Raw genomic sequence first — 12,358 nt, 5'->3', positions numbered from 1 at the left:
TTAGTAAGTTTTAGGCTTATTTATTTGTAGTAAGAAGGCGGTTACAAAAAAGTACCTAATTGCTTGTCTAATGTAAATATCTTATACTCATTTTAGAATAAATCAAAGATTAATGAAGAGAAAGGAAGGGATTCATGGAAAACTTAAATGTAGTTGTTGTATTTTTAGAAGGTATATTATCCTTCTTATCACCATGTGTATTACCCATTTTACCTGTCTACTTAGCTGTACTTGCCAGAAGTGCAGGAAATGGTGAAATAAATATATTGGAAGATGAGGAGCCACATAAAGCGCAAAAAAGAGTACTTTTACGTAATACACTCTTATTTGTCCTAGGTATTGCAACGACTTTCTTTATACTTGGAGTAGGGATTGGAGCTTTTAAAAGTTTCTTAAATGAATATAAACGTTACTTTTTAATTGGTGGTGGCTTATTCATCATTGTAATGGGATTCTTTTATATAGGAGATCTAAACATTCCATTTCTTCAAAAAGAACGTAAATTCCGTATGCAAGTTAAAGAAATGAATCCACTAGCAGCTTATTTACTAGGATTTACTTTTAGTTTTGGTTGGACGCCTTGTATAGGGCCACTTTTAGCATCAGTGCTGGTAATGGCTTCAACAAGTAGTAGTCAAGGAACAGGATTTATGCTAATAGGTGTGTATACTCTAGGGTTTATTATTCCATTTATGCTTTTAGCAATTTTTTCAGAAAAGATGTTGAAATTATTAGATCGAGTAAAGCTAAAAATGAGTATGATTCAAAAAATAGGAGGTTACTTACTTTTAATAGTAGGATTTATACTGTTTGTAAATGGTATTAGAACACCTAAGTTTGTTGCACCAAATGCAAATAGTACCGTATCAGAGCAAAATGAAGTGCAACAAAACCAAGCTAATAGTAAAGATGAAGTACAAACAGAGGAGCCTGCTCAAGAAGAGGAACGTCCTCAAGCACCAGACTTTACATTAGTAGACCAATATGGAAATACGCATACTTTAAGTGACTATAAAGGCAAAACAGTCTTTATGAACTTCTGGGCAACATGGTGTCCACCATGTAGAGCAGAAATGCCAGATATTGAGCAGATTTATAAAGATTATGGTTTAAACGAAGAAGAGGTTATTGTACTGGGAGTAGCTTTTCCTAATATGGGTAATGAAAAATCTAAAGAGGAAGTCATTGAGTTTTTAGAAAAAGATGGGTATACATTCCCAGTAGTAATGGATGAAGAAGGTGCACTTGCTTATTATTATAGTATCTCGGCTTTCCCAACTACGTTCTTAATTAATCCAGATGGATCAGTAGAGGGCTATGTACAGGGGATGATGACAAGAGAAAGTATGGATGATGTTATTAAGCAGACACAAGAGAATCATAAAGATGTTCAATAGTAAAATATTAAGAGGATAGAATAAAGAGAGGCAACTCATTTTTAAAATGATAAAATGGGTTGCCTCTCTTTTATTTAAAAGTTGATGTTATTCATTGGCATTTTGTGAGCACGATTTTCAAACATAACAGAAGGTGCACCTACATCTTTACCTAAATCGTTTGTATAAACCCAAGTAATAGTATCACCAGGTTTAACTTTATAAGTAGCAGGACCTTCATTTGGAAAAACATTATTTACCTTGTAGAGCCAACCGCTTAAAGGACCATTAGCTTGTTGAGCAAGGCCACCGATAGAAGTAACATATGTGCCGGCGCCACTTCCACTTGTTTGGAAAGCAAGCTTATTAGCTTTTAGTCCATCCACAGAAGCGGTTAGAGCTGTAGATGTATTGGTAACAGTAACTTTAGTAGGGGGTGCCATGACTGTCTTACCACCAGGACCAAGTACTTCAAAGGTGATAGACTGACTTGGGTCAGCAGCACGTGATGTATCATCAGAACTTCTAACTAAGCTAGAAGGATTTTGATTCATAAATAGATAAGCAGCAGCCACTGCAAGAGGAGCTAAAGATTTTGTATCCATCAAATATCATCCTTTGCTATAAAATATCATATAAGATTACACTTACATTTTATGCAAAAAATGACAGGAGGTTACAACTTGAGTAGTCCATATTTGACTTGAACACGCCCAAGAATTTGAAACCAAGATTTTGAAAACAGTAGCAAGAAGATAACATTACTTAATGCATGCGCGAAGTCAAAATAAAGGGAAGTTGCCATGGAGGTTAGAAGAAGTGGTAAGGTTAGACGATCAAAGAAGGAAACAACAGACCAAATATTCATAATCCAACCAAATAAGAATCCCCATATAAAGCCAAAAATATATAAATTAACAGAAGCTTTTGTATAGTGCCTGGTATGAAAGAGTCCACTGCTTAACCCCATCATACTCCAAGCAAACATTTGCCACAAAGTCCAAGGACCTTGTCCAAGTACTAAGTTAGAGGCAAGGGCACTTAGAGCACCTACTAAAAAGCCAGTTTCACCACCAAAGATGACCCCAGTTAAAATAATAATAAAGGATGTAGGTTGAATGCTGGGTAAGGCTGAAAAAGGAATTCTAGCAACTGCGCCTAGGGCACTTAAGACTGCAATAAGGATGACTTCTTCGGCTTGTAGAGAACGTTTTTCAAAACTATGAAAAATAGGATACATAGTTAGCAAAATCATAGCCGTACTAAGCAAGAAAAAGTACTTAGGATAGCGTATAGATAAGGTGAGTAAGAGCGCATCACCAAGTACGATACCTAAGAAAATAAATATTTTACGAATGGACAAGTGTTTGTACCTCCTCTAAAGTAATAGCATCAGGTAGCCTACCCTTTACAGAACGATGAATAGCTGTCGTGTAAAATACATTGTCTGTAAAGAAGTCATGAGTAGTAGTTAAAGAAAGTAGGTGTCCACTGAACATTAAAGTTGTAAGGGTAGCATATTTTGCAACAAATTCTAAATCATGACTCACCATAATCAGTGTAGTATTTTGAGCTAGGAGTGTTTGAAGTAACTGAGCAAATTGAGCTTTAGTTGCAGGGTCCAATCCTTTAGTAGGCTCATCTAGTAGTAAAAGATTAGGCTTTGTAAGCAGTACGGTTGCTAGTGCAAGCTTTTGCATCTGTCCTCCACTCAGATCATAAGGATGATGCTCTAGAAGTGTTTCTAGCTGAAGAAAGTGAATAAGATTATCAAGTTTAGCTTCTTCCTCCTTAGAGGAAGAGGACTGCAAGGTGGATAAGAGCTGCTGCTTGACAGTTGGCTCATGGAATAAAGTCATAGGATTTTGCGGTAAATAACCTATCCGAGCAGAAGTTTTAATCTTACCTTTTAGGGGCTTATAAATTCCTGCTAATACTTTCAAAAATGTAGATTTACCAGAGCCATTTCCTCCTAGTAGCGCTAAGAAACACCCACGAGGAACAGCTAAATCGATACGTTCTAAAACTAAAGGACTTGTCTTGGTATATTGAAAATACAAGTCTTTGCAGCTAAGAATAACTTCTTGGCTAGAAGGATATTCCTTATAATGCACCCCATTAGATTGTAGAGAGGGTGGCATTATAAGATAGTCAAAATGGTTAAACCATGCTCTAGCATCTTTAGGTGTTAGAGGGATACTTGTTTCTAAAGGGTCTTGTACCAAGTCCAGATAAAGTTTACTTATAGCTGGAATATATTCTAACAGTTCAGGTGATTTTTCTTCATAGAGGCGCATCAGAGAAGCTTTTGGGGTACCTGTATAGGTAATCGTACCTTGTTTTAAAAGAAAAACCTTATTAACGAGAGGGAATACGTCCTCTAAGTGGTGTTCAGTCATAATAATGGTAATAGAAAATTCTTCATTAAGGCGCTTTAAAATATGAAGAAAATTTTGTGTCGTAATGGGGTCAAGTTGTGAAGTAGGCTCATCTAGAAGGAGTACATCTGGATAGAGGGTCATAATACTTGCTAAGTTTAAAAGTTGTTTTTGCCCACCAGAAAGTTCATGAGTATTTTTATAGAGCCAATGGTTAATCCCTAAAAAGGTACTAATTTCACCAATACGACGTTGCATTTCGCTTGGGGAGAGACCTAAATTCTCCATACCAAAAGCAAGTTCTTCATAGACACTAGAAAGGACGATTTGTTGGTCAGGATTTTGAAAGACCATGCCAATACGACTAGCTGCATCATGAGGAGAAAGTGAAGAAAGAGGATGGCCTTCAAATAAGATGTGTCCCTCTTCAGTACCAACAGGTTTGACTTCTTGCTTAAGGTGTCTGAGTAAAGTACTTTTGCCTGATCCTGAGGGGCCAAAGAGAAGAACAAAGTCCCCATGATTAATAGAGAAATTTACATCCTTTAGAGTGGGAGCATTATGATTAGGATAGGTGAAGTTTAAGTGTTGGATTTCATAAAGTGCCATCTGAGTCGTTCCCTCATTTCTATTAAAATTGGTAAGCTAGCAAATATAAGCCAACTTGAAAAATAAATCAAGCTTAAACATCCTATGAAGAGGCTTATAGCTATAAGGTATCTATCACGAGAATCCAAGTGATAGATAGTAGATGAGGTACGCTTAGTCGTGCCATAACCTCTTGCACGCATAGAAACAGCATTATCCAAAGATTCTTCCAGTGTCCAACTTACAAGAGTGTTAAGTGTGGTCATAGCTTCTATAAGACGTTCTTTTAAAGAAAGCTTTGAGCGATTAGGAAATGTAGTTTTTTGAATCTGTCTAACATCTATAATTTCCTGAAGACGTCTTGTAAAAAGTGGGATGAATCCCATGATAATAGTAAGTATAAAGGCTATTTTAGGAATGATATTGCCAAATAAATATAAGAATTTTTTTGGTGTAATGATTAAGTTATAAGCAAGAAACATAAATAAGATGTTGAGCAAAGATAGTGCAAAAGTAATACCACCAAGAACACCTTCTAAAGTAATACTACGATTTTTAAGATAAAATAAGACAGTTGTTCCTTCTGTAGAGAAAAGAGGATTTAAAATTAGAATAACGCCTGCCATAAATAGATAAAATTTTAGATTTTGCTCTAGAGTTACTAAACCATCTAAAAAATAGAGAAGAATAGTACAGAGAATAAGCAAAAGAAAAAGAAATAATGGTTTTTTGACAACCATACTTAGAACAAGAAATATGAAAAAATAGCAAAAAGAAAGTAGGGGATGGATACTTGTAAAGCCACTTTTCATACGCCTAGCCCCCTTTCATAAACAGTAAACTCATATAACAAATTTAGTATGAGGTAAAAATGGAGAATTATACACAGTTGAAGTAAATTATGATATAATGAACAACACAACATAAAAGAAGGTGACAGAAGTGAAAGATATTTCAGTTGATTTAATGCAGTATGCACTTGTAGGTGCAAGTTTATTTATCCTAGTAGCCGTTGGTTTTTTAGCCATCTGGTGGAAAGGGTTAGCTAAACGTGATGCAAAAAAGGAACTAAAAAATAAAAAAAAAGCCGAGAAAAAACAACAAAAACTAGAAGCCAAGCAGCAAGCAAAAGCTCAAAAATCCGGTCAACAGCTAAAACCAACAGTACAGGAGGAGGAGGCAAGAGCCGAGGAAATAGCCAGAGCGGAAGCGGCAGTAAGAGCCGAGGAAGCAGCCAGAGCGGAAGCGGCAGTAAGAGCCGAGGAAGTAGCCAGAGCGGAAGCGGCAGCCAGAGCCGAGGAAATAGCCAGAGCGGAAGCGGCAGTAAGAGCCGAGGAAGTAGCCAGAGCGGAAGCGGCAGTAAGAGCCGAGGAAGTAGCCAGAGCGGAAGCGGCAGTAAGAGCCGAGGAAGCAGCCAGAGCGGAAGAGGCAGTAAGAGCCGAGGAAGCAGCCAGAGCGGAAGCGGCAGCCAGAGCCGAGGAAGTAGCCAGAGCAGAAGCAGCAGCAAAAGCACAGGTGGTAGGAGCTACAGTGGCAGCAGTAGGCGTACAAATTCCAAGGTTTGAGACGGCTCATATAGAAAATGATAGAGTATTTACTATTAAATTCTATAAGATGCAAACCAGTCAACTTTTTGAAAATTATTCTTTTAGGTTAGAAGACAGTTTAACTATAGGGCGTAATCCTGGGTATCATCACTGGACTATTGTAGATGATCTAACAGTATCAGGAAATCATTGTAAGATTTATCAAAAGGATGGGCAAGTTTACATACTAGATTTAAATTCGACAAATGGGACTTACGTAAATGATCAACGTGTACGAGGTCAAATGAAGTTAGAAAACCATGATAAGATTGGTATTGGGCAAGGCTCTTATAGGGTCAGAATTGAATAGTATAGATATAAAGAAGCTGTTACACCAAAGTGTAACAGCTTCTTTACATTTTGGTAGTATGTCTTTAAAAGAGATGTAGTATAATAAAGCTAATGATAAAATGAGATAGAAAGGGGGAAGAGGGTGGATAAACAAAAGTTATTGATGGATGTTCGATTTGAACGTAGCCTGCCAGAAACGAATAAGGCAGCTATACTGAATAAGATTGGGCAGTTTGTATGGGAATGGCATACAACCAAAGATAAAAATTTAGTAGGAAATAAATATAGTGTAAAAAAGGTAAAAGCACCTACTAAACTTGCTGAGGTGTGGAAGTTTAAGGTGTCAGCAGGGAATCGTGTACTTTTTATGAAAGGTAAGGATGTAGTAGGATTGCCAGAAGATGAGCAAGATGCCCTTGTCCTTCTTGAATTTTGTACCCATGACAAGCAGATTTTAAGTGCCAGAGCTAAGAGTACAGTTACTCTTGACGAAGAAGAAGTGATGGAAAGTGAAGAAACATTACGTAGTAAGCTTGAAGCTAAATTAGAAGAAAATGTTGAACAAGTGGTAAAAAGGCAAGTAAAACGATTGGATTATCAACTAGAGAAAAGTATAACAAGACCTTTTAAATATATGAATGTGGAAGAATTAATTGATGTAGACAATCTACAGGGAATTTTCTACTTAAATGAAGAACAAAGACACTGTGTCAATCAACCTTTTGCACCTTTTTTACTTTTTGGAAGTGCAGGAAGTGGCAAAACAACCATTGGTATCTATAAATTGATTCAACTTTTAAAGGGAGATTCAGATTTGAAGGTAGGCTATTTCACTTATTCTTCTCAGCTCTTAGATACAGCTAAGAGAATTTATAATAATGTTAAACGTAATGAATTAGATGCAATTGAGCAAGAACTTCAAGAAGATGCTATAGCATTTTATCCTATTAAAGTCTTTTTAAGACAATACATAGGAGAGAGAGAACTTGTAGACTTTGAAAAATTCACCCAAGACTTTTACCGTAATGCTTATGCCAATTATATGCAAAATCCTCGTTATAAAAATGTATGTAGAGGTAAAGAAGCTTATGATGTATGGAAAGAAATCAGAGGTCTTTTAAAAGGATTTGGAGGAATAACTTGGGACTTAGAAGTGTTAAAAACTTCTGATGGTCTTATCAAGGAAGCAAGTTATTTAAAATTAGATGAAAAGTATTCCCCCTATTCTATAGAGGAGAAAAAATTCCTTTATAAATTAGCGGGCGATTATACAAAGTGGCTTAAGGCAAACAATTTATGTGATGAAAATGACTTAGCCCGTGAGGTAATTAAAAATGGAAAACAATTTGCTTCTTTTGATTGGCTTGTTATTGATGAGGTCCAAGACTTAACAGAGCTAGAATTCTATATGCTCTTAAACTTAGTACGCTATACTCAGAATTTCTTGATGAGTGGAGATTACCATCAAACCATTACCCCTACTTATTTTGATACAAGGAGAGTAGTAAATTTTTTAGAAAGACATAACTTACGTTATAAAGAAGATGAGAACCAAGTATGCTTAAGACGTAATTATCGTAATCCGCAGGAAATTGTGAAGATGGGCAACCATATTGGGTTAGTGCGTCAGCAGTTATTAGGTTATGATAAGCGTAATGATGGCGAACAAGAAGAAGCCATGATAGAAGAGAAAGGCAATGTCTATACATTAATAGGCGATGAGGAAGAACAAATCAAGCTTTTACAAGAGGCTATTAAAAAAGCTTATACGTATATTGTTGTTCCTAATGAGGTGCAAAAACAGTATTTACAGCGACGACTTAATAATTATACGCATATCTTTACTATCAGTGAGATTAAGGGGTTGGAAAATCGTTATATTATTTGTGTAAATCTCTTAAGTATTTATAAAGAGAAGTGGGAGGTTATAGGTGAACACCTTAAGGATAGAAAATCATTAGGAGAAAGCCAGTTATATCGCTACTTATTTAATATGTTGTATGTAGCGCTTACACGTTCTCAAGAAAACATATGTTTTCTTGATCAAGGGATGAGCCAGGGACAATACCAAACTGTATTGGGTGTCATTCCACAAAATGCTACACGCTTTGATGCAAATATCTTTAATTTGTTAGAAGAATCTACGTTGATGGAGTTCTTTGAAGCAGCATTAAAGTTAGAACAAGCAGGTAAGTATGATCGTGCAATAATTGCCTATGAGCATTTGAAAGTACCAGGTGTAGCACATCGTATTAAAATTTGTAAGGCTAAGCAACATGAAGAAGCAGGATGCTATGAAGAAGCAGGAGCAATTTTTAGAGGTGAAGAGTATTTTGAAGAAGCCACAAGGTGCTATAAGCTAGCAGGAAATAAACAAGCGTATTATCATTGTCTCTTAGAACAAGGAAATGAATATTTTGTAAGTCAAGTTTTAAAGCAGCCAAGTTTTAGCTACCATAGAGATTTAAAACCTTACTTGCATGGTGCATTAAAAGAGAAGGTAGAAAGATTATGTCTTGGCTACTGTGAGCAAGAGCTTATGGAGCAAAGAGAGCAACAAGTGGATCAGACTCTTGCTATATGGGAAATAAGTGAAGCTTTAGAGGTATTAACGCAGGGATTAGTGAGTGAAAAAGAAAGGAGATGCTAGATGGAATCTTCACAAATAGAAAAGATATTATTGCAAATAAGCCAAAATAAAAAAGAAAGTAATGATTTAGGTGAAGCCCTAGAAGCTTTTACAGACCAATTTGAAAGATTAATAGATAGTTTACAAACAACTTTAAACATAGAGAAGCTAGGACAAACCGGTAAACAGGCTGAAGTGCTTGTAGATAAAGTAAGTGATTATGATGGAAAGATGACAAGTATGCTTACTCAGATGGAGAAGCTACAAGTGAGCGCAAAGGCAATGCCCCCTCTTGCATCAACAAATGCTCTTGTCCATCATGGACAATTGTTTGTGGTAAGTGAGGATAGGAAAGAAGTAAAAGCGTATAATCTTAGAAGTAAACAGGCTTGTTGCTTTTATGGTGTAGAGGATATAATCGAACAACTTTTTATTTATAAAGAAGAAGTCCATTGCTTTGTGAAAACAGGGAGAATTTGTACATTACATGGAGAATGGCTTTCTATGCCTAACCTTACAAGTTTTATAGTAGTACCTGAAGGAGTTGTAGGCTTAGATCAGATAGGAAGGCTTGTGTACTATACAACGTTAAGGCACCTTCATGTCTTAGCAGAGAATGTAGACCGATTTGACTATATAGGAGAAGAACAACTCATATATATTAAAGCAGGTACATGCTATCTAGGAACCTTTAATCAAGATGGCCTAGAAGCACAATATCCTCTTGGCGAAATGCATTAGATATAAACTGATAGATTATAAACCTATATGCAACCTTAAGAAATTTTAAGGTTACATATAGGCTTTATTTAGGTACAATGGGTATAATAGATATACAAAAAGAAAGAAGGAGAAGCCTATGCATTATAAAATTTTAGTGGCAGAAGATGATGAGGACATTATACAGCTTTTAAAGCTTTATTTAGAAAATGAAGGTTTTAGCGTGCTTACAGCCAAAGATGGTGTAGAGGCTATGGAGATATTAGAGAAAGAGGCTGTAGATTTAGCTCTTTTAGATCTGATGATGCCTAGAATGAATGGTTATGAATTAACTAAAAAAATACGAGAAATGAGTAATATTCCTATTATCATTTTAACGGCCAAAAATCAAGATAGTGATAAAATCTTAGGGCTTAATATTGGGGCGGATGATTATCTAACTAAACCTTTCAATCCATTAGAAATCATTGCAAGGGTGCGTTCTAATTTACGTCGTTTCTATGATTTAAATACAGAAAAAGCAGTTAAACAAGAAGAAAATACATTAGTTCAAGGAGAATTAACTTTAGACTTAGAGACCTTTACACTTTATAAATCAGGTGAAGAAGTCATTCTGACACCGACAGAATATAAGATTCTTCAGTTGTTGATGAAATCACCAGGGCGTATTTATACAAAGGTACAACTTTATGAAAAAATTAATGGGGAATACTTTGAAAACGATGACAACACAATGATGGTACATATTTCAAGGCTGAGAGAAAAAATAGAACAAGACTCTAAAAACCCTAAGTATATAAAAACAGTTAGGGGGTTAGGTTATAAATTTGAAAGCAAATAAAAGAAAACGATCCAGTCTATTTACTATGCTTATTTGGCATTATATATTCTTTTCACTTACTGTTGCATTTGTACTAGGGAGTTTGTATAGTATTGCCTATATGAAAGCAGATGAGATTTTTAAATATCCACAAGTAGACGATTTAATTACTCATAAACAAGCTGTTTTAGAAGGTGATTACAGTCAGGTTACAGTTGAAAAGTTTCTAGGTAAAGGTGGATATATTGAAATTTTAAACCAAAATCTTAAAACAGTTTATCAAAGTGATAAGAGTAAGCCAATGGGCGTATATACACAGGGGGAAATAGATTGTATCCCAACTTATATGGGGAATGATTATGTACTGATAGATGAATATGTAACAACATCAGGAAAACAAAAACTGCTAATGACATATGAGAGTGCTTATGATGAAGATAGTAAAGGCTATGTATTATTAGATGAAGATTTAAATGTAATAACAAGTAGTAAACCTCAGAGTAAAACAAAGTATACTGAGCGAGAGTTAGAGTATTTAACAGGTACTTTTTCAAGTGAGTATGATGTATGGAAGCATCCGTATCAAGATGGACATACCCTACTTATTTTTTCTCCAAGTATAAGAGATGAAGATATTGATCGCTATTATACGATTATAAGAGGCGTTAATTATATTTTTATTATATTTTATATTTTGATGGTGATTTTGTTTGTATATTGGCTCAATCGTAAAGTAAAAAAACCACTTAATTTATTGAATACAGCAATAGGAAGTTTTTCTAATGGTCAGAAAGAAGTTATTATTGATTATCAAGGGCCTAATGAATTCGTTGAAATCTGTGAAAACTTCAATGAAATGTCTATACAGCTTAGTGAAAGTGAAGCAAGAAGACAAGAGTTAGAACAAGAAAAGCAGAAAATGTTAGCAGATATATCTCATGATTTAAAGACACCTATTACAGTGATTCAAGGATATTCTAAAGCTATTTGTGATGGTCTTGTCAAAGAAGAGCAACTTGAACAGTATTTAACAACTATTTATCATAAGGCTACAGGTTTGACGCAGCTCATTAATAATTTCTATGAATATAGTAAATTGGAGCATCCAGAGTTTAAGTTAAATCTAGAAAAATGGGATGTCTGTGAATATATGCGTGCTTACTTAGCTGAAAAGTACGATGAAGTAGAACTTTCCGGTTTTATGCTAGATATTGATATACCAGATGAACCACTAATGTGTGAAATTGATCCACTTCAGTTAAGGCGAGTATTTGAAAATATAATGGTTAATGCAATGAAGCATAATCCTATAGGTACAACACTATATGTAACCATTAAAAAGCAAGATAAAGATATTCAAATTATTTTAGCAGATGATGGAATAGGCATACCGACTCATTTGGTAAGTACTTTATTTGAGCCATTTATAGTAGGAGATGATTCAAGAAATAATAAGCAAGGTTCAGGACTGGGACTTGCTATTAGTAAACGTATTATAGAGGCTCATAATGGAAGTATTCAACTGGCTACAAAACCTACAGTACCTTACCATACAGAATTTAGAATACAAATGCCTTATCTTAAGAAACCTTAAGGTTGCGTAAAGCATGCCTTAAGGTTATTTTTATATGCTTAAGTTGCTAGAAAGTGAGGGAATTAATTATGACTAGACGTAAAAAAGCATCAATGAAAAAGAGATTGAACTATAAAGGAATTAGTGGCGTTTTAGTTATGATCGCCACTGTTTGTATGATTGTAAGTATGACCAATGGCTACTTGATAGCAAAAAAGATGGATAAGATAGAATCTCACATTGATCAAAAACAAAAGGATAAGATAACGGTAGAACAGGAAATGAAGTTAGTACAAGAAGATGGCAAAATTCTTGAAAAGAAAATAGATGAGCTAACAGGTATCTTATGGAATTATCAACCGATCCTTATTCCGGACAGTATGAAATAAATAAGAAT

11 protein-coding genes are annotated in these 12,358 nt (G+C 35.2%); 7 read left to right on the top strand and 4 right to left on the bottom strand.

Translation table 11 applies throughout. The features are described 5' to 3' along the window. Positions 1 to 134 precede the first annotated feature (134 nt). Positions 135 to 1,397 (top strand): cytochrome c biogenesis protein/redoxin, encoded by a 1,263-nt coding sequence (locus tag PBV87_RS21750; RefSeq protein WP_271013741.1) that lies wholly within the window; start codon positions 135 to 137, stop codon positions 1,395 to 1,397. Between the two features lie 74 nt (positions 1,398 to 1,471). On the opposite strand, the gene PBV87_RS21745 is transcribed toward PBV87_RS21750, so the two are convergent. The 4 genes from PBV87_RS21745 to PBV87_RS21730 all read right to left on the bottom strand — a co-directional run bounded on the left by PBV87_RS21745 (position 1,472) and on the right by PBV87_RS21730 (position 5,154). After that, entirely contained in the window at positions 1,472 to 1,981 is a 510-nt protein-coding gene (locus PBV87_RS21745; protein WP_053985724.1) for a DUF4430 domain-containing protein, read from the bottom strand. Positions 1,982 to 2,052: 71 nt separating this feature from the next. After that, entirely contained in the window at positions 2,053 to 2,739 is a 687-nt protein-coding gene (locus PBV87_RS21740; RefSeq protein ID WP_271013740.1) for an ECF transporter S component, read from the bottom strand. Then, positions 2,726 to 4,363, bottom strand: coding sequence for an ABC transporter ATP-binding protein (locus PBV87_RS21735; RefSeq protein ID WP_271013739.1), 1,638 nt, complete (start codon positions 4,361 to 4,363; stop codon positions 2,726 to 2,728). The genes PBV87_RS21740 and PBV87_RS21735 overlap by 14 nt, the downstream gene beginning before the upstream one ends. Continuing rightward, positions 4,336 to 5,154, bottom strand: coding sequence for an energy-coupling factor transporter transmembrane component T (locus tag PBV87_RS21730; RefSeq protein WP_271013738.1), 819 nt, complete (start codon positions 5,152 to 5,154; stop codon positions 4,336 to 4,338). Before PBV87_RS21730 ends, PBV87_RS21735 begins: the two co-directional genes overlap by 28 nt. Before the next feature lie 121 nt (positions 5,155 to 5,275). On the opposite strand from PBV87_RS21730, the gene PBV87_RS22985 reads away from it, so the two are divergent. The 6 genes from PBV87_RS22985 (at position 5,276) to PBV87_RS21700 (ending at position 12,350) form a co-directional block, all read left to right on the top strand. Further along, positions 5,276 to 6,238 carry an FHA domain-containing protein gene (locus PBV87_RS22985; protein ID WP_271013737.1) on the top strand — a complete coding sequence of 321 codons (963 nt, stop codon included), beginning with the start codon at positions 5,276 to 5,278 and terminating at the stop codon, positions 6,236 to 6,238. A gap of 123 nt (positions 6,239 to 6,361) precedes the next feature. After that, the gene (locus PBV87_RS21720; protein WP_271013736.1) at positions 6,362 to 8,869 is read left to right on the top strand and encodes a UvrD-helicase domain-containing protein; all 2,508 of its coding nucleotides are present in this window, start codon (positions 6,362 to 6,364) and stop codon (positions 8,867 to 8,869) included. Next, positions 8,870 to 9,589 carry a hypothetical protein gene (locus tag PBV87_RS21715; protein ID WP_271013735.1) on the top strand — a complete coding sequence of 240 codons (720 nt, stop codon included), beginning with the start codon at positions 8,870 to 8,872 and terminating at the stop codon, positions 9,587 to 9,589. 118 nt (positions 9,590 to 9,707) lie between these two features. Continuing rightward, complete coding sequence (locus PBV87_RS21710) at positions 9,708 to 10,409, top strand: response regulator transcription factor (RefSeq protein WP_053985717.1); 702 nt, start codon at positions 9,708 to 9,710, stop codon at positions 10,407 to 10,409. Next, complete coding sequence (locus PBV87_RS21705; RefSeq protein ID WP_053985716.1) at positions 10,396 to 11,982, top strand: HAMP domain-containing sensor histidine kinase; 1,587 nt, start codon at positions 10,396 to 10,398, stop codon at positions 11,980 to 11,982. The genes PBV87_RS21710 and PBV87_RS21705 overlap by 14 nt, the downstream gene beginning before the upstream one ends. 68 nt (positions 11,983 to 12,050) lie before the next feature. After that, positions 12,051 to 12,350: a hypothetical protein gene (locus PBV87_RS21700; RefSeq protein WP_271013734.1), complete on the top strand. Its 300-nt coding sequence runs from the start codon at positions 12,051 to 12,053 to the stop codon at positions 12,348 to 12,350. Positions 12,351 to 12,358 lie beyond the last annotated feature (8 nt).

This window comes from Holtiella tumoricola (assembly GCF_027857615.1).
GTDB classification, from domain to species: Bacteria; Bacillota; Clostridia; order Lachnospirales; family Cellulosilyticaceae; genus Holtiella; species Holtiella tumoricola.
Note: the sequence above shows the minus strand (reverse complement) of the source record. Positions and strands in the feature narration are given on the sequence as shown.